This is a genomic window from Tateyamaria armeniaca (assembly GCF_045797845.1).
In the GTDB taxonomy this organism is placed as follows: domain Bacteria; phylum Pseudomonadota; class Alphaproteobacteria; order Rhodobacterales; family Rhodobacteraceae; genus Tateyamaria; species Tateyamaria armeniaca.
On the sequence record NZ_JBHDIY010000002.1, the window covers coordinates 2,139,063 to 2,155,325 of the forward strand.

Genomic DNA, 16,263 nt, shown 5'->3' on the forward strand with positions numbered 1-16,263 from the left:
GCAAATAATTCTGAAATTCGCCGCAAATTGTCAATAATTGGGGGACATTGACGACAAAAGGCGCATCAATGATGCGCCCGTCGTTGGGATTGTTGCTGCCGGTTTGGACAGAATTGCCACAATTTGATTCTCGCGGCGCCGTCCGTCAGGAAAAGGTCAGGCCGATTTGCGCAGCACCGGTTGTGCGTTGCGCTTGGCGATGAAGGCGGCGCGGCGCGTGCCACGTGCCCACGGCATCTGTGGTGTCTCGGATTTGGTCGATTTGACGACGGAAGTGATGAACCGCGATTTTGCCATGTGTCTTTATCCTCTGTTTTGCTCGGTGCGGGTCTTTCGCCCGTCTGAGACAAAGAATGCCGGTGCAATCAGGCGCGTTTTTGACGAAGTGCCGAGATTTGAAATAAATTTGACGAAAACGACGCTCCAATCATGGCAGGCTGCATTTGTCGCCAAAACCGTTGGTTTTCTGGACTTTGGCCCATGGATTTATGCGATGCGCGAAACAATGCGGCAAAGGCTGGGCAACAAATGCCCCGCCAGCGCCGCGATCACAGCACGATGGCCGAGATCAGGCGCCCGTAATCAGGGTCCTTTGCATGGACCGAGCGGCGGAAGGAATAGAACCGGTCCGCATCAAAATATGTGCAGTGGCGCGTCCATTCCGCTGATGCCACACCCGCGGCACGCAACCGTGCCAGCCCGTATCCGGGCAGGTCGAAATGCATCCGGTCCCCGTCCCCTCCGGCGAAAAAGCGGGTGTTCTGCGGGTCTTCGTCAAAGAAAGTGTCGAAAAATTCAGGGCCGACTTCGTAGGCGCGCTGGCTGATCGACGGGCCGATGACGGCGTGAATGTTCGAGCGTTCTGCGCCGAGATCGACCATGGCATCGACTGTCGCCTCCAGCACACCGGCCTGTGCGCCTTTCCAACCTGCGTGCGCGGCCCCGATCACGCCCGCTTGCGGGTCGGCAAACAGCACCGGCTGGCAATCGGCAGTCAGCACCGACAACGCAATACCGGGCGTCGCCGTCACCAGCCCGTCCGCGCGCGGCTTGTCCGTCTGGGGGCCGTTGACTGTCACCGCATCGGCCGAATGCACCTGATGCACGCCGACAAGGTGATCCGCCGCAACCCCAAGGGCCGTCGCCGCGCGGTCGCGGTTGATGGCCACGATTTCCGTCTGATCCGAACTGCCTGTGCCGCAATTCAGCCCCTCGAACACGCCTGAAGACGCCCCGCCTTTGCGCGTGAAAAAACCGTGGCGCAGGGGCGCGAGCGTGTCGGCAGTCAGGATTTCAAGCGTCATGGCTCCAGTCCGGGCGGAGGCGTTGCGTGAGCGGGGTAAAGCCCCAGCACTTTGAACAGGTTTCCCATTTCGTCCGCGTGCGTCAACCGCTGATGTGCCGCGATGTGGTTCTTGAGCGTGTCCGCGTCCATCCCGGTCGCCAACGCGCGCGCACGGTCGGTGATCCCGAGGCGTTCCAGAAACACGCCCTGCGGCGTGAGACGGGTAAAGGCGGCGGGGGCGGCGGCAATGCTGAGCGCCTCGAAATCCACGTGGGTTGTCAGGTCGGCGGTGCCGGGGGCGTCGAGCGGATCGGCGCGTGCATGTCCGCGCAGCGCCTGCAGGGTGTCACCCAAACTGCGCCAGTCGCCGTAATCGATCAGCAGTGCCGCGCCCCCAAAATTGGCAACCCGCGCCCCGATGTCCGAGGCGATGGCGCTGGCAGGCGCGCACCATTCGACCAGATCACCATCCCGCGTGTCCGCAAGCCGGTGATCGAGGCTGGGTTGCGGCCCAATCGGCGACAGCCCAAAGGTCAACGCGCCGTCTTGCAGCCCGACGCAGCGTTCCCGCCAGCCTGCCCCGTCGCGTTGGAACTGGCGCACGGGCAGGGCGTCAAAGAATTCATTGGCGACAAGCCATAGAGGGCCTTGGGGCAACTGGGTGACGGTGTCGATCCATTCGGCGCCATAGGCATCAAGCGTTTCGCCCTGCCGGGCCTTGAGCACGGGCGACGCCTCGACCAGCACAATCCGGGCGGCGTCGTGAAATCCGGGCACGCGGGCGGTGGCGCGCAGGATGTCTGCCATCAACGTCCCGCGTCCGGGGCCAAGTTCGGCCAGCGTGAACGGTGCCGGTGTCCCCTGATCAAGCCAGCTTTGCGCAAGGCTCAGCCCGATCAGTTCGCCGAACATCTGGCTGATCTCGGGGGCAGTGGTGAAGTCGCCCTGCGCCCCAAGCGGATCACGGGTGCTGTAATATCCTTTGGTTGGATGCAGCAGCGCTTGGGTCATGTAATCGGCGAGCGTGATCGGACCACCGTTTGCGATCCGCGCCGCCAGATCGTCCTTCAGACTCATGTGGTGAGGGTACCGGCGCGGCGCGCGCGCCAGACAAGGAACAGACCCAATGCGATCATCGGCAGCGACAGCAATTGGCCCATCGTCAACCCATAGCCGCCCACCTGCCACGCCAGACCCAAAGGATTGGCGGGGCCGACGAATTGCGCATCCGGCTGACGGACGAATTCCACCGCAAAGCGGGCGAGGCCATATCCTGCAAGGAACGTCCCGCAGACCAGACCGGGGCGTTTGAACGCGCCCTGCCGCCACACCATCCAGAGCAGGAGAACAAGCAGGACAAACCCTTCGAGGAAGGCCTCGTAAAGCTGCGAGGGGTGGCGCGCGCAGGCCCCCACGATCTGCGGGCAGTATTGCGCCGCCTGACCTGGAAAGATCACGCCCCAGGGCAGTTCGGTGGGCCGCCCCCACAGTTCGGCATTGATGAAATTCGCGATCCGCCCCAGCAACAGACCGGGTGGCACGCCAAGCGCGATGGCGTCCGCGGCACTGAGTTGTGGGATTTTATGGCGACGCGTGTACAGCCAAGCGGCCAGCACCACGCCCAAAAGCCCACCGTGAAAGGCCATGCCACCTTCCCAGATCGCGAGGATGGCCAGCGGATTGCTCAGATACACCTCGGGCTGGTAGAACAGCACATAACCCATGCGCCCGCCCAGAAGGACGCCGAGGATGATCCATGTCAGCATGTCCTCGATCTGTGCAGGGGTCATAACCGGCTGCTCGCCCGGCCAGAGGCGCGGGGATTTGACCGTCATCACCACAAGCCGCCAGCCGATGATGATACCCACGATATAGGCCAGCGCGTACCAGCGCAGCGCCAGTTCCATGCCGAACAGCGAGATCGAGAAGATCTCGGGCGAGATGTCGGGGAAGGGGAGCAATGCGGTCATCTGCGTCTCAATGCCTCTGGGCAGAGGCAAGGTCAAGCTTGCCTCGCCCCGCCTGCATCCCCATATAAGAGACAGCTTTGAACGGGAGACGACAGATGCAGGCACGTGGCAAGATTTTCGACGACATCTCGCAACTGATGACCAACGCGATGGGCGTGGCCCAGGGCGCGCGGGACGAGGCGGAAACAGCGATGAAGTCGATGATGGACCGCTGGCTGGCGGACCGCGATTTTGTCACCCGCGAGGAGTTCGACGCAGTGCGCGCGATGGCGCAGAAGGCGCGTGAAGAGAACGAAGCGCTGAAAGCCCGCATCGAGGCCCTTGAGGGCAAGTGATCCAGCGGAGGCGCTGCCGCGCCATTCCCGATAATTGAAATCTGTGTGATCGCCCGAGGTGCCCTCGGGCGTTTTGCGTTTCGACTGTTTGGCGAGGGCAGGGTTTGAATTGCGCGTGGGCCGTCGTCTGATCGCGACCTTGGCGTGGAGGAGATGTTGCGAGCCTCCACCGTCTACTTAATCACCAGCTATAGATCAGCCCGCAAAAAAAGGCCGCCTCCAAGAGCTGCCTTTTCAATATCTTCAACGTGAGGCGTTCAGCCTGTCACGCGTTTGCTTTGCCCTTGCGGCGGCGCAAGGCTGCCAGACCGCCAAGACCGCCGAGCAGCAAAAGCCCCCCAGCGGGAAGTGGCACAGCGGAGATCTTGAGATCGTAAAGCGCATCCGCACCGACGGCAGGCCCAACTGAACCGTCAACCGTCAGCGTATATTCCACCCCACCGATACCGGAGAAGAGAAACGGGTCGCCGCTGATCACGTCTGTTTGGAACGTACGGCTGATGCTTGTCCCGCCACCGGCCAGCGTGAATTCGACCCCTTTGACGGGCAAAAGACCAACTTGCGGATTGCCGCCACGACCATTCTGGCCAACCAGACCGGACAACGCTTCGGATTGGTCCCCATCAGAGGATGTAAATCCGGCAGCCAGCAGGTACCCGTCCAGATCGAATTCGACCTTAAAGCCTTGCGCGAAGGCGAACGTATAGGAAAACACATCCTGGGACGACACGATCCGACCGTGAAGCTGGATGACGTCATCTGGTGCAAAGCCTGCGGCGACGCCCGCCAGATCATCAAGTTCAAATCCCGGCGTTGACGTGTTTGCATCATTAAGATCTATCGACCCGGCGACCAGTTTGCGGTTGTGTCCGTTGCCTTCGGTAAAGGTGAACGTCGCGGCCGTTGCACCACCGGCCATCAGGGCCAAAGCGATCGCAGATGCGGCAATTTTTGAAATCAGTTTCATATACAAGTCCTCAACCAAATACGCACCGGCCTCGCGCGCAAAAGGGCGCTGGAGGCAGTAACCATTAAGAAATTGCGCCGTTTTGCGCCGTCCGGCAAGGTGAATGCGGCAAAACTGTGGTATTTTCACGTCCCGGTAGAGACTGGGCACGCCTTTCCGAACAATTCGCGGGTTCAGGGCGGATTGAAGCCTTCGCAGCAACGCATTTTGGGCCTGAGAAGGAATCGGCCTGACCGCAACACTCCTGCACCATTGGACGGTCCGCGTTAACCTCTTGCCTCCAATACGCCCGTATTTTGCGTCCTCACCTGTCTTGTCCCCAACTTATTGCGGTTATCCCCAAATAAAGGGTTGCCAGACGGCATGGGCGCGGTCACCATATATCGTAGAGGCACGGGGAATAGCCCCGGTTTCTAGAGCAGGCACCTAGCGCTTGGGGCGCTGCCAGCCCCAATCGCTACTAGCGTATAAGAGGTGGCACCATGGCCCTTTCCGAGCAGTTCCTGGACGATGAAATTCATCCCATCGATATCGTCGAGCACATCGCCGAGCATCACGAGTGGGATTTTGATCGCATCGCCGACGATCAGATCGCGATGGCGGTCGAGGGCCAGTGGCGGACCTATTCGCTCACTCTGGCATGGTCGGGCTATGACGAAACGCTGCGCATGGTCTGCACCTTTGAAATGGAGCCACCCGCGGAAAAGCTGGCGGCACTTTACGAGTTGCTGAACCTGATCAACGATCAGTGCTGGGCCGGGTCCTTTACCTATTGGGAAGATCAGAAGCTGATGGTCTACCGCTATGGCCTTGTCCTCAGCGGCGGTCAGGTCGCAAGCCCCGAGCAGATCGACACCATGATCGGGGCCGCCGTGATGAGCGCCGAGCGTTACTATCCCGCACTGCAATTGCTGATCTGGGGCGATCGCACGCCGCAGGATGCAATACAGGTCGCCATTGCAGAGGCCTACGGGCGCGCGTAATCTGACCCCCTGATATCGTCAGGGGGACAATCCATGAAAAACACGCGGATCGCGGCTCAGGGACTTGTGCTGCTGGGCTGTGGCAAGATGGGGTCGGCCATGCTGGCCGGTTGGCTGGAACGTGGCTTGCCCCCGGAAAAAGTATGGGTGATCGAACCCGTTCCGTCCCTGTGGCTGCGCGGCACGGGCGTGCACATCAATGACGACCTGCCGGATGCCCCGGCGGTGGTCCTTGTCGCCGTAAAACCGCAGATGATGGGTGATGCCTTGCCCGCTATCGCGGCACTTGGTGGCGGTGAAACGGTGTTTGTCTCGGTCGCGGCGGGCACATCGCTGACGGCTTACGAGGCGGCCTTTGGCGTTGACACGCCCATCGTGCGCGCCATGCCCAACACCCCGGCCGCCATCGGGCGCGGCATCACCGCCATTTGTGCCAATGCCGCAGGGCAGGGCGCGCTGGACGAAGCGGCCGCGCTTTTGTCGGCGGTGGGCGATGTCGTCCAGCTGGAAAGCGAGGCGCAGATGGATGCCGTCACCGGCGTCAGCGGATCTGGCCCGGCCTATGTCTTTCACATGATCGAAACATTGGCGGCGGGCGGTGTGGCCCAAGGCTTGTCGCCCGAACTGGCCATGCAACTGGCCAAGGCCACCGTGGCGGGCGCAGGCGCGCTGGCCATGCAATCAGACGATGATCCGACGCAGTTGCGCATCAACGTGACCAGCCCAAATGGCACCACCCAAGCCGCGTTGGAGGTGTTGATGAGCGAACAATCGGGCTTTCCCGCGTTGCTGCCCCGTGCGGTGGCGGCAGCGACCGAGCGATCCAAGGAGTTGTCGCGTGGCTGAGATCGACTTTGACGACTTTCTGAAGGTCGATGTACGTGTGGGCCGCGTGGTGCGCGCCGAACCGTTCCCCGAAGCCCGCAAGCCCGCGATCAAGATGTGGGTCGATTTCGGCCCCGAGATCGGGGAGCGCAAGACTTCGGCCCAGGTGACGGTCCACTATGACCCCGATGACCTTGTGGGGCGGCAGGTGATGGCGGTGGTGAATTTTCCCCCGCGCCAGATCGGGCCCTTCATGTCCGAAGTGCTGGTGCTGGGCTTTCCCGATGAAGATGGCGCGATTGTGCTGGCCACGCCGGACAAGGATGTTCCGACCGGGGGCGGTTGCATTGACGCGGCTGTGGATCACACGGCCATTGCCGGATGAGGTTGTTGAGGCGGCGCGTCAGGTCTGTGACGAGGTGATCGTGCGTGAAGAGACGTTGCCGCTGACGGACGGGGAACTGCAGGCGGCGCTGCGCGATTATGATGTCGTGCTGCCCACGCTGGGGGATCAGTTTTCGGCGGCGGTTTTTGATGCTGTTCCCGACCCGCGCTGCAAGCTGCTGGCGAATTTCGGAGTTGGGTACAATCATATCGATGTGGCTGCTGCGTCGGCCAAAGGGATCGCGGTGACCAACACGCCCGGTGCTGTGACGGATGCGACGGCGGATATTGCCGTGATGCTGATGCTGATGTCGGCCCGGCGCGCGGGCGAGGGCGAGCGGATGGTGCGCAGCGGTGACTGGCCCGGCTGGCATCCCACGCAGATGCTGGGCCTGCATATGAGCGGCAAACGCGTCGGAATTGTGGGCATGGGGCGGATCGGGCAGGCCATCGCGCGGCGCTGTCATTTCGGCTTTGGAATGGAGGTGGCTTATGTCAACCGCTCTGCCAAGGAACTGGATTTTCCGGCGAGCCGTGTGGGCGACCTGATCACCCTTGCCGGCGAGGTGGATTTTGTGGTGGCCGCAGTGCCCGGCGGGGCCGAAACCCACCACCTGATCGGGGCGGATGTGCTGAACGCGATGGGCGCGCAGGCGCATCTGATCAACATATCGCGCGGCGACGTGGTTGATGAGGCGGCGCTGATTGCAGCGCTTGAGGGCAAACAAATCGGCGGGGCGGGCCTCGACGTTTACGAGCGCGAGCCAGAGGTGCCGGAGGCCCTGCGAGCGCTGGAAAACGTAACGCTGCTGCCGCATCTGGGCACGGCAGCGCTTGAGGTGCGCGTGGACATGGGGCTGATGGCCGTGGACAACGTGCGCGCCTATTGCGCAGGTCAAGCGATGCCCAATCCGGTCTAGGCCTCCTTCCCCATCGCGTCACGCCAGTGACGGCGGCAGAGCGAGACGTAGGTGTCATTGCCCCCGATCTGCACTTGGGCGCCTCCGGCCATCGCGCGCCCGTCGGCGTCGCGGCGGATCACCATCGTCGCCTTTTTCCCGCAATGGCAGATCGTGCGCACCTCGCGCATTTCATCCGCGAGCGCGAGCAGCGTGGCAGAGCCGGGAAACAGCTTGCCCAGAAAGTCGACGCGCAGCCCGTAACACATCACCGGCAGGTTCAGGTCGTCCACAGCGCGGGCCAGTTGCCAGACCTGGTCTTCGGTCAGAAACTGTGCCTCGTCCACGAACACGCAAGCCACGGGGCCCGCGACCTGACGGTCGGACAGGCGCTGAAACAGATCATCGGTGGTTGAGAACATGTCCGCTTCGGCCCCGATGCCGATGCGCGAGGCAATGCGCCCGGTCCCGGCGCGATCATCAAGCTGCGCAGTCAGCAAATACGGCACCATCCCGCGTTCGCGGTAATTGTGCGCAGCTTGCAGCAACACAGTCGATTTGCCCGCGTTCATGGTGGAATAGTGAAAGTAAAGCTTGGCCATGGAGCGGTGGCATAATGGCGCGCGCGAAGCGAGGCAAGACCGGCGCGCATGGGATGGGGAAGATGGGTGGGTCCGACGAACCGCTGCGTCTTTTGTCATGCGCAATTCGGATCCCCGGACCGTTTTGGGCACCTGTTACTCAGGGCAGGCACCAAGACGCCAAAAGCGTCCAGTCAGTTTGGGGATGTGCCTGCCCCTTTACGCATTAACCCTGACGGATCCGCCCGCCTTGCTGCCAGCCTGCGCTGGCCTGCCGACCCCACGCGACAGAAGTCCAGGGCGGACCCCACCCGAACCCGGTGCTGGGGGCACCGGTTACTCATTACGTCCCGAAACCCTTGGGACCGTTTACAAATGACATTTCCTTCCGAGTTGATTAATGGGAAAAGACCGGGCCGTTTCCCCGCGCGTAACGTAAAAACGGCTGTTTTGGTGAATGAGGACTGATTGTATGGCCGGATTTGGCAGCTATCTGAAAAAGCATACCGAGGCCCTGGTAAAGGATGTCGGGATCGAACCGGCCTGCGGGCTGACCGGCAAATCCAAGGCGACCCTCGGCCGGTACTATTCGGACAATCCCGAACATGCGGACCGGTTCATGCCGATTGACGCTGTGGTCGCGCTTGAGAAATCGGCCAGCTTTCCCCACGTGACCAGCGCGCTGGCCGAGTTGCAGGGCATTTCGCTCAGCCACGATGACCGGCGTCCAAATGCCGAGCGCCCGGGCGGGGTGAACAGCGACGTGATCGCCCTCAGCCAGCGCTTTGCCATGCTGATGAGCGAATATCAGCAGTCGATCGAAGACGGTGTGATCACCGTGAACGAGGCCAAGCGGCTGTTGAAGGAAACATCGATGCTGCAACAGGTGCTGATCGACATGAAGCTACATCTGGAAGAAGAGAGTGGCTGAGCCGACCGAGACGTCCGGCGACGACTTACCGGCGCTTGTGCAGGCGGCCCTGCCTGCCATCGACACAGAGGCTTTGCGCGGCCCCAATGATCCGGGCCATCCCCCACGTATCCTGCTACTTTACGGCTCTCTGCGCGCGGAGAGCTATTCGCGCCATGCCGCCGAAGAGGCCGCGCGTATCCTGCGCCATCTGGGCTGCGAGACACGGATGTTCGACCCCAAGGGTCTGCCGCAAGTCGACACCGATGACGGGTCTGACCCGAAAGTGGCCGAACTGCGTGAGCTCGCCATCTGGGCCGAAGGCATGGTCTGGTCCAGCCCCGAACGTCACGGGGCGATGACGGGCCTGATGAAGACGCAGATCGACTGGCTGCCCCTGTCCATGACGGGCGGCATTCGCCCCACCCAAGGCAAGACACTGGCGGTGATGCAGGTGTCTGGCGGGTCACAAAGTTTTAATGCGGTGAACCAGATGCGCATTTTGGGGCGCTGGATGCGCATGGTGACGATCCCCAACCAGTCGAGCATTCCCAAGGCGTGGCTGGAATTCAAGGATGGCCGTCTGCCTGCGGGACCGTTCTATGCCCGCGTTGTCGATGTGATGGAAGAGCTGGTCAAATTCACATGGTTGGTGCGGGGGCGGGCCGATTATCTGGTGGATCGCTATTCAGAGCGTGTGGAGTCGGTTGAACGTGTTCACGAGCGGGTGTCCACAAAGGACGGATAGGGCTATTGTGCGGATCTGTTTTTGCGCCCATGCGCAAAAATGCGCGCGCCCGCCAACCCGGATGCGCGCAGTTTTCGGCAACGACCCGTGCAGTGCAGTGCATCATGTGACCGTTGCACCTTGCCTGTGGGATTGATCGCGGTGCAATCTGCGCGGGTGTAAGGGGGCCCAAGCCGTGACCAGTGAAACAAGCCATGCCGAATTGATCGCGCTGTTGCGCGACATTGATGGATTCGGCGGGCTGCACCCTGACATTTTGGAAAAGATGGCGCGGACGGCGGACTATAACGACGTGACCCGCGGCGAGGTTCTGATCCGCGAAGGTGATGCGGCTGACACGTTGTTCATTGTGTTGCGCGGGCGCTTCAGTGTGTTGCTGGGCGGGCGCGCGATTGCCGAAATCACCAAGGGTGAACCGATTGGTGAGCTGGCCTTTTTCGCCGGTGGGACGCGCACGGCAACGGTGGTGGCGGCGCGCGACAGTGCCGTGATGTGCCTGAGCCGCGAAGCCTATGACGCGTTGGCCGCGCAGACACCTGCACTGGCCAATGGCATCCTTGCGGCAGTGTCACAACGCCTTGCCCGCACCGTCCCGGCCACGCCGCATCTGCGCCCCGCATCCGGCCATGTGTGTGCGATGTTCCCCGGTGGCCGCAATAGGGTGATCGATGCGGCCTTTGTCGCTGGTATCCGCGCCGCCTTTGAGGGCGAGGCGCGGTGGAAGGTGATCGAGGCGCAGGATTGCGATCCCGCGCTGTTGCAGGATGCGCGGGCCTTGGCCTCGTGGCTCGACAGGCAAGAGGCAGAGCATGGCAACCTGCTGCTGATTTGCGTTGACCCGGCATGCCAGCCGATCTGGCAAAAGGTCACGGCCAACAACAGCGACACGATCATGATCATCGCGCCCAAGGAGGGTGCGTTTACACCTGATGATGGCCCGTCCGACCTTGAGCGCGCGATTTATGAGGCGACGCTTCCTGCGCATCTGCATGTGATCCTGCATCGCCCGACGACTGGCGACAGCACCAGCGACACGCGCGCCTGGCTGCAGGATCGCCCTGTGCGCCTGCATCACCACCTTGCGCTGGAGTCGCGCGCCGACTTTGCCCGCATCGCGCGTTTTGTGCGCGGTGAGGCTGTTGGCCTCGTGATGTGCGGGGGCGGGTCTTATGGCACGGCCCATCTGGCAGTGATCAAGGCGCTGCGCGAACACGGCTACGAATTCGACTTTGTCGGCGGCACCAGCGTCGGGGCAGCGATGGCCGGTGCACTGGCGCTGGGCCTCGGTTCAGACGAGATCATGGAGCAGTGCGAAGAGATTTTCCTGCGCTCCAAGGCGATGTCGCGCCTGACCGTGCCGCGGTTTTCGCTGCTGGATCATTCGGTGCTCGATGCGTCCTTTCGCAAGCATTACGGCCTTGGCGACGTCGAGGACCTGCACCTGAACTTTTTCGCGGTCGCAACCAACCTGACCCACAACGACGTGACCGTGATCCGTGAGGGGCCATTGTGGCAGGCCATTCGGGCATCAAGCGCGATTCCGGGCATTTTCCCGCCCTTCCTGCGCGAAAACGGCGAGGTGCTGATTGATGGCGGGCTGATCGACAATGTGCCCATTGATGCGATGCGCGCGCTCAAGGCCGGTTCGAACGTCGTGCTGAACTTTTTGCCCGGCAAACCATGGACGGTGCGCGCGCGTTACGAGGATTATCCGAACCGGGTGCAGGCCCTGACCAGCCTGATGCGCAAACCAAAGGAGGGCAGCGCGCGCCATCCCACCGCCTTTACCGTGCTGGCCCGCGCGATGGTCGTCAACGCGCGCAAATTGCTGCGCCAGATCAATGTGGGCGATGATGTGCTGCTGAACATTTCGGTGCTGCGCGGCATGAGTTTCATGGACTGGAAACGCGGGCGCGAACTGTTCGACACCACTTATGAGCAGATATCGGGGATGTTGATGCACTGTCCGGACGCACCCGACACCCATGCCGCCCGTCTTGAACGTCTGCGGGGCGTGGCCGCAGCCCTGGATGCGACGCTGGAAGAGCAGCCGAGCGAGAAGGCGCCGCTTCAGCCGCGCCGTTCGACGATCACCGACCCGACAGAATAGCCGGCCCCGAACGAGCAGATGATGCCCAGATCGCCCGCGCTCAGGTCTTCCGAATTCTGCGAAAACGCGATGATGGACCCTGCAGACGACGTGTTGGCATAGTCCTGCAGGATGTTGGGCTGTTCACCCGGGGCCGGATCACGCCCCAGCACCTTCTTGCCGATAAAGTCGTTCATCGACTTGTTGGCCTGATGCAGCCAGAGGCGCTTGAGCTGATCTGCGCTGATCCCCTCGTCCTCCATATGTCCACCGATATGCTGGCTGACCATGGGCAGCACTTCCTTGAACACTTTGCGCCCGTTCTGCATGAACTGCATGTCGCGCCGGTCCTTGAGGCCATCCGGGCGCGAACGGCGCAAATAGCCGTTGTTGTTGCGAATGTTGTTCGAAAACTCGGTCGCGCAGCGTGTCGAGCGGATTTCGAAATAAGGGCCTGCGGCGTCTTCGGCGCGTTCGATCAGGGTGGCTGTCGCCACGTCGCCAAAGATGAAATGGCAGTCGCGGTCGCGCCATTCCAGATGGGCCGAGCAAATCTCGGGGTTCACGACCAGTGCGGATTTGATCGAACCCGAGCGCACCATGTCTGCCGCCGCCTGAATGCCGAAGGTCGCCGACGAACACGCGACGTTCATGTCAAAGGCAAAGCCCTGAACCCCCAGAAGCTGTTGAATTTCAATGGCCACCGCCGGATAGGCCCGTTCTAGGTTTGAAGCTGCACAAATCACCGCCCCCACATCCGCCGCCGTCTTGCCTGCGGCCTTGAGCGCTTTTTCGGCGGCATCCACCGCCATTTCCGCCATGATCGAAGGTTCATCATCGCTGCGCTGGCGCAACAGCGGGTGCATCACCGCAGGATCCAGAATGCCGGACTTGTCCATCACGTAGCGGCGCTCGATGCCCGAGGCTTTGAGGATGAATTCTTCGGAAGAGTGCTGTTTCGCCTCGACCTCTCCGGCGGCGATGGCATCTGCGTTTTCGGCATTGAAGCGGTCGGCATAGGCGTTGAACGCAACCACCAGTTCCGCGTTCGAGATGGAAAGCTCTGGCGTGAAAACGCCTGTGCCGGTGATCGCAGGAGTGAATGACAAAGCGCGCCCCTTTGCGGGTTGTTCAGGTTTTTTGCGAACCTACAGGGGCACTGTGGGGCTCGCAAGGGTTGGAAGACCCCGCGCTAGATCCGGTAGCCGTTGCGCGCACACACATCCAGAAGAGGCTCCCAAATGCCCGGTTCTGACGAAACATCCTGCGCATGGCCGGGAATGGATGTGCCGATGACCCGGGCCGCGTCATGCAGGGTTTCGGCCTCTGGCTGGCTGATGCCGGTGACGTAGATGTGCCCGCTGACATGTTGCACGCCCGCGCCTTCGAGGTCCGGGGTCAGCAAACCGCCGGGCACCATGAGGACAGTGCCGGGTTCGGCCTGGTCAAGCACGCGGGCCTCAAGCGCGATCATGTCCTCGGTCGATTTCATCGGGCGGTAGAAATAAAGGGTGTCATAGCTGGCGTAGTCGGAAAATGTGAACGCATCGCCATGGATCAGCCTGCAGCGGTCCGCGCCCAGAATGTCCAACAGCTTTGTGCCAAGGGCGACGGTGCCTTCTTCGTATTCAAGCCCGTCGCAGGTTTCAAAACAGGTTGTTGCGGCCAGCACCTTGGTGCCCCCGCCGCAGCCGACGTCCAGAAACCGCAGGGCATGGGTTTTGCGCTGCGCCAGACATATGCGATAGGCCGCCCCCAGCATGGCCGAGAATTGCGATATCGGCAGAGCGATGTCGCGGTGCAGCCCTGCATCCTGCGCATCCGCGCTTTGCGTGTCGGCCTTGGGGTTGGCGACTGTGTGCAGCGCGTCGATGAACAGCGCGCTGACATGCCCCATCACGTCCGACGGCGGGGCTGTTGGAACAGTGTCCGCAAACAGGTCGACGGAGGCAGGGTGTATCTGCAGCTCTACAAGCCGGTTGATCTGCGCCCAGTCCCGCATCTGGTTTTTCAACGTCTTGGCCGCGGAATTCAAATCACGGATCGCGCGGCGGCCTCCGGGCGAGACGATGCGCGGGTCGGACGTTTCGTTCAGGATGTCCTTGACCAGGGTGCGCAGCGCGCTGTGCGACACTTCGATGGCGCGCCACTTCCGGCTGAGCTTGGCCGGTTTGCGCCCCCGGGCAGGCGCGTCAAGCGCCTTGGCCATGGCCGCAATGTCGGCGACCAGAACGCGTTCCAGTCGATCCATTTTGGCAAGACGTTTCTTGGGGTGCTGCATATGCGCCAAGTGTTGCAGGCTTTCGCGGGCAGGCCAACAGAAATTGCACTGCCGCGATGTGGTTATGTCCGCGAGATCTACAAGGACGCGGTGATGCCGCCATCCACGTAAAGCGTGTGGCCGTTCACGAATGTCGATGCCGCCGAAGACAGGAACACCGCCGCCCCGACCAGTTCATCCACTTGACCCCAGCGCCCAGCGGGCGTGCGTTTTTCCAGCCATGCGGAAAACTCGGGGTCAGCGACCAGCGCTGCGTTCAATGGTGTATCAAAATATCCCGGCGCAATCGCGTTGCAGTTCAGGCCCAGCCGCGCCCAATCCGTCGCCATGCCTTTGGTGAGGTTCGCAACCGCACCCTTTGTCGCGGTGTAGGGCGCGATGCCGGGACGGGCCAGCGCCGTCTGGACAGAGGCGATGTTGATGATCTTGCCCGCGCCGCGTTTGATCATATGGCGTGCACAGGCCTGGCCGACATGAAAAACGCTTGCCACATTGGTCTGCAACAGCCGCTCAAAAGCGTCGGCGGGGAAATCTTCCAAAGGCGTGCGGTGCTGCATGCCCGCATTGTTGATCAGGATGTCGATCTGGCCTGTATTGGCTTCGAAGCCGTCAACGGCGGCGCGCACCCCACCATGATCCGTCGCATCAAACGCAAGCGTATGGGTGGTGATGCCTTGCGCGCTCAAGGCACTGGCCGCCGCGTCCAGCTTGGTCGTGTCGCGCCCGTTCAGCACGATTTCGGCCCCCGCAGCCCCCATGCCTGCGGCCAGCGCAAGGCCGATGCCTTGCGACGAACCGGTGATCAGCGCGCGGGTCCCCGCGAGCGAAAAGAGTGTTGTGCTCATGGAATTGAAGGCCTTTTCTGCGATCTACGTTATCGGTAACGTAAGTTGAGCCGCAGGTGGGGTCAACAGGTGCTTGTGCCCCGTCTGCTTCCTGCGCATGGTGTGCGCAATACCGATCGGGGGAGCTGAGAGATGAAAGCCATAGTTGTCCATGCCGCACAGGATTTGCGCATCGAGGAACGGGACATGCCCGAGGCCGGACCCGGTCAGGTGCTTGTCAAAATGGCCGCCGGGGGCATTTGCGGGTCTGACCTGCATTATTACCAGCACGGCGGTTTCGGTGCGGTGCGCTTGCGCGAGCCGATGATCCTTGGCCATGAGGTTGCAGGCCATGTCGAGGCAGTCGGAGCCGGGGTCGAGGGGCTTGATACCGGACAGCTTGTCGCCATCTCGCCGTCGCGCCCCTGTCACACCTGCCATTACTGCCACGAGGGCACGCCGCAACACTGCCTGAACATGCGGTTTTATGGCTCGGCCATGCCGTTTCCCCACATTCAGGGCGCGTTCCGTCAGTATATCGTTGCGGACGCTGCCCAATGTGTGCCTGCTGATGGTCTCAGCCCGGCGGAGGCTGCGGTGGCCGAACCGCTGTCGGTCTGTCTGCACGCGGCCAGACAGGCGGGCGATCTGATGGGCAAGCGCGTGCTGGTTTCGGGCTGCGGGCCCATCGGGCAGCTTTGCGTGCTGGTGGCGCGCGCGGCCGGCGCGGTCGAGATTGTGGCGACTGACATCGCCCCCTTTACCCTGTCGATGGCCGAAAAAGTCGGCGCAACACGCACAGTCAACATGGCCGAAACGCCCGACGGGCTGTCGGAATATCACGCCGACAAGGGCCATTTCGACGTCCATTTCGAATGCAGCGGCGCCGCACCCGCACTCAGCTCGGCCATCCCGGCCCTGCGTCCGCGGGCGATCCTTGTCCAACTCGGGCTTGGCGGCGACATGACCTTGCCGGTGCAAGCGATGACAGCCAAGGAAATCTGCTTTCGCGGCTCGTTCCGCTTTCACGAAGAGTTCCGCACCGCCGTGGCCATGATGCAGGGCGGACAGATTGATGTGACCCCGCTTGTCACCCACAGCTTTGGAATTGACGAGGCGAACGCCGCCTTTGAAATGGCCGCTGATCGCTCTCAGGCGATCAAAGCGCAGATTGTGTTCTGA

General features: G+C 62.0%; 18 protein-coding genes. 9 read left to right on the top strand and 9 right to left on the bottom strand.

Going from position 1 to position 16,263, the window contains the following annotated elements; all coding sequences use genetic code 11:
- Nucleotides 1-156: 156 nt before the first annotated feature.
- From ACERZ8_RS10830 to lgt, 4 genes are all read right to left on the bottom strand, one after another.
- A complete protein-coding gene (locus tag ACERZ8_RS10830; RefSeq protein ID WP_407592205.1) occupies nucleotides 157-297 on the bottom strand; it encodes a hypothetical protein in 141 nt (46 codons plus the stop codon).
- A gap of 251 nt (nucleotides 298-548) precedes the next feature.
- Nucleotides 549-1,304: a peptidoglycan editing factor PgeF gene (gene pgeF, locus ACERZ8_RS10835; protein WP_407592206.1), complete on the bottom strand. Its 756-nt coding sequence runs from the start codon at nucleotides 1,302-1,304 to the stop codon at nucleotides 549-551.
- Nucleotides 1,301-2,362: a class I SAM-dependent methyltransferase gene (locus tag ACERZ8_RS10840; protein WP_407592207.1), complete on the bottom strand. Its 1,062-nt coding sequence runs from the start codon at nucleotides 2,360-2,362 to the stop codon at nucleotides 1,301-1,303. The genes pgeF and ACERZ8_RS10840 overlap by 4 nt, the downstream gene beginning before the upstream one ends.
- Entirely contained in the window at nucleotides 2,359-3,255 is an 897-nt protein-coding gene (lgt, locus tag ACERZ8_RS10845) for a prolipoprotein diacylglyceryl transferase (protein ID WP_407592208.1), read from the bottom strand. Before lgt ends, ACERZ8_RS10840 begins: the two co-directional genes overlap by 4 nt.
- A gap of 95 nt (nucleotides 3,256-3,350) precedes the next feature.
- On the opposite strand from lgt, the gene ACERZ8_RS10850 reads away from it, so the two are divergent.
- On the top strand, nucleotides 3,351-3,590 hold the full coding sequence (locus tag ACERZ8_RS10850; protein WP_076628345.1) for an accessory factor UbiK family protein: 240 nt from the start codon (nucleotides 3,351-3,353) through the stop codon (nucleotides 3,588-3,590).
- Between the two features lie 265 nt (nucleotides 3,591-3,855).
- Here ACERZ8_RS10850 and ACERZ8_RS10855 read toward each other — a convergent pair whose 3' ends face one another.
- Entirely contained in the window at nucleotides 3,856-4,557 is a 702-nt protein-coding gene (locus tag ACERZ8_RS10855; RefSeq protein WP_407592209.1) for a VPLPA-CTERM sorting domain-containing protein, read from the bottom strand.
- 482 nt (nucleotides 4,558-5,039) lie between these two features.
- On the opposite strand from ACERZ8_RS10855, the gene ACERZ8_RS10860 reads away from it, so the two are divergent.
- The 4 genes from ACERZ8_RS10860 to ACERZ8_RS10875 are packed head-to-tail and all read left to right on the top strand — an operon-like array spanning nucleotide 5,040 to nucleotide 7,669.
- Nucleotides 5,040-5,540 carry a type III secretion system chaperone family protein gene (locus tag ACERZ8_RS10860; protein ID WP_407592210.1) on the top strand — a complete coding sequence of 167 codons (501 nt, stop codon included), beginning with the start codon at nucleotides 5,040-5,042 and terminating at the stop codon, nucleotides 5,538-5,540.
- Between the two features lie 33 nt (nucleotides 5,541-5,573).
- On the top strand, nucleotides 5,574-6,386 hold the full coding sequence (gene proC, locus ACERZ8_RS10865; protein ID WP_407592211.1) for a pyrroline-5-carboxylate reductase: 813 nt from the start codon (nucleotides 5,574-5,576) through the stop codon (nucleotides 6,384-6,386).
- Nucleotides 6,379-6,750 (top strand): tRNA-binding protein, encoded by a 372-nt coding sequence (locus tag ACERZ8_RS10870; RefSeq protein ID WP_407592212.1) that lies wholly within the window; start codon nucleotides 6,379-6,381, stop codon nucleotides 6,748-6,750. The genes proC and ACERZ8_RS10870 overlap by 8 nt, the downstream gene beginning before the upstream one ends.
- On the top strand, nucleotides 6,689-7,669 hold the full coding sequence (locus ACERZ8_RS10875; RefSeq protein WP_407592213.1) for a 2-hydroxyacid dehydrogenase: 981 nt from the start codon (nucleotides 6,689-6,691) through the stop codon (nucleotides 7,667-7,669). The genes ACERZ8_RS10870 and ACERZ8_RS10875 overlap by 62 nt, the downstream gene beginning before the upstream one ends.
- Here ACERZ8_RS10875 and ACERZ8_RS10880 read toward each other — a convergent pair.
- Complete coding sequence (locus ACERZ8_RS10880) at nucleotides 7,666-8,250, bottom strand: thymidine kinase (RefSeq protein ID WP_407592214.1); 585 nt, start codon at nucleotides 8,248-8,250, stop codon at nucleotides 7,666-7,668. The genes ACERZ8_RS10875 and ACERZ8_RS10880 overlap by 4 nt on opposite strands.
- Nucleotides 8,251-8,701: 451 nt before the next feature.
- Between ACERZ8_RS10880 and ACERZ8_RS10885 the strand changes: the two genes are divergently transcribed.
- The 3 genes from ACERZ8_RS10885 (at nucleotide 8,702) to ACERZ8_RS10895 (ending at nucleotide 11,997) form a co-directional block, all read left to right on the top strand.
- Nucleotides 8,702-9,160: a hypothetical protein gene (locus ACERZ8_RS10885; protein WP_407592215.1), complete on the top strand. Its 459-nt coding sequence runs from the start codon at nucleotides 8,702-8,704 to the stop codon at nucleotides 9,158-9,160.
- On the top strand, nucleotides 9,153-9,887 hold the full coding sequence (gene arsH / locus ACERZ8_RS10890; RefSeq protein WP_407592216.1) for an arsenical resistance protein ArsH: 735 nt from the start codon (nucleotides 9,153-9,155) through the stop codon (nucleotides 9,885-9,887). The genes ACERZ8_RS10885 and arsH overlap by 8 nt, the downstream gene beginning before the upstream one ends.
- Nucleotides 9,888-10,062: 175 nt before the next feature.
- A complete protein-coding gene (locus ACERZ8_RS10895) occupies nucleotides 10,063-11,997 on the top strand; it encodes a cyclic nucleotide-binding and patatin-like phospholipase domain-containing protein (protein ID WP_407592217.1) in 1,935 nt (644 codons plus the stop codon).
- Here ACERZ8_RS10895 and ACERZ8_RS10900 read toward each other — a convergent pair.
- The 3 genes from ACERZ8_RS10900 to ACERZ8_RS10910 form a co-directional block, all read right to left on the bottom strand.
- Complete coding sequence (locus ACERZ8_RS10900) at nucleotides 11,958-13,085, bottom strand: beta-ketoacyl-ACP synthase III (RefSeq protein WP_407592218.1); 1,128 nt, start codon at nucleotides 13,083-13,085, stop codon at nucleotides 11,958-11,960. The two genes, ACERZ8_RS10895 and ACERZ8_RS10900, sit on opposite strands and share 40 nt — an antisense overlap.
- An 83-nt stretch (nucleotides 13,086-13,168) precedes the next feature.
- Nucleotides 13,169-14,257, bottom strand: a complete 1,089-nt coding sequence (locus ACERZ8_RS10905; RefSeq protein WP_407592219.1) for a class I SAM-dependent methyltransferase — start codon at nucleotides 14,255-14,257, stop codon at nucleotides 13,169-13,171.
- Nucleotides 14,258-14,334: 77 nt separating this feature from the next.
- Nucleotides 14,335-15,102: an SDR family oxidoreductase gene (locus ACERZ8_RS10910; protein ID WP_407592220.1), complete on the bottom strand. Its 768-nt coding sequence runs from the start codon at nucleotides 15,100-15,102 to the stop codon at nucleotides 14,335-14,337.
- A 132-nt stretch (nucleotides 15,103-15,234) separates the two neighbouring features.
- Between ACERZ8_RS10910 and ACERZ8_RS10915 the strand changes: the two genes are divergently transcribed.
- Nucleotides 15,235-16,263 (top strand): L-idonate 5-dehydrogenase, encoded by a 1,029-nt coding sequence (locus ACERZ8_RS10915; RefSeq protein ID WP_407592221.1) that lies wholly within the window; start codon nucleotides 15,235-15,237, stop codon nucleotides 16,261-16,263.

What these genes read in the sequence shown, in the direction of transcription:
- lgt (WP_407592208.1), bottom strand. Translation starts at nt 3,255, where the DNA reads ATGACCGCATTGCTCCCCTTCCCCGACATCTCGCCCGAGATCTTCTCG.
- ACERZ8_RS10875 (WP_407592213.1), top strand. Translation starts at nt 6,689, where the DNA reads ATGTTCCGACCGGGGGCGGTTGCATTGACGCGGCTGTGGATCACACGG.
- ACERZ8_RS10905 (WP_407592219.1), bottom strand. Translation starts at nt 14,257, where the DNA reads ATGCAGCACCCCAAGAAACGTCTTGCCAAAATGGATCGACTGGAACGC.
- ACERZ8_RS10830 (WP_407592205.1), bottom strand. Translation starts at nt 297, where the DNA reads ATGGCAAAATCGCGGTTCATCACTTCCGTCGTCAAATCGACCAAATCC.
- ACERZ8_RS10915 (WP_407592221.1), top strand. Translation starts at nt 15,235, where the DNA reads ATGAAAGCCATAGTTGTCCATGCCGCACAGGATTTGCGCATCGAGGAA.
- ACERZ8_RS10855 (WP_407592209.1), bottom strand. Translation starts at nt 4,557, where the DNA reads ATGAAACTGATTTCAAAAATTGCCGCATCTGCGATCGCTTTGGCCCTG.
- pgeF (WP_407592206.1), bottom strand. Translation starts at nt 1,304, where the DNA reads ATGACGCTTGAAATCCTGACTGCCGACACGCTCGCGCCCCTGCGCCAC.
- ACERZ8_RS10850 (WP_076628345.1), top strand. Translation starts at nt 3,351, where the DNA reads ATGCAGGCACGTGGCAAGATTTTCGACGACATCTCGCAACTGATGACC.
- ACERZ8_RS10885 (WP_407592215.1), top strand. Translation starts at nt 8,702, where the DNA reads ATGGCCGGATTTGGCAGCTATCTGAAAAAGCATACCGAGGCCCTGGTA.
- ACERZ8_RS10880 (WP_407592214.1), bottom strand. Translation starts at nt 8,250, where the DNA reads ATGGCCAAGCTTTACTTTCACTATTCCACCATGAACGCGGGCAAATCG.
- proC (WP_407592211.1), top strand. Translation starts at nt 5,574, where the DNA reads ATGAAAAACACGCGGATCGCGGCTCAGGGACTTGTGCTGCTGGGCTGT.
- ACERZ8_RS10840 (WP_407592207.1), bottom strand. Translation starts at nt 2,362, where the DNA reads ATGAGTCTGAAGGACGATCTGGCGGCGCGGATCGCAAACGGTGGTCCG.
- ACERZ8_RS10860 (WP_407592210.1), top strand. Translation starts at nt 5,040, where the DNA reads ATGGCCCTTTCCGAGCAGTTCCTGGACGATGAAATTCATCCCATCGAT.
- ACERZ8_RS10910 (WP_407592220.1), bottom strand. Translation starts at nt 15,102, where the DNA reads ATGAGCACAACACTCTTTTCGCTCGCGGGGACCCGCGCGCTGATCACC.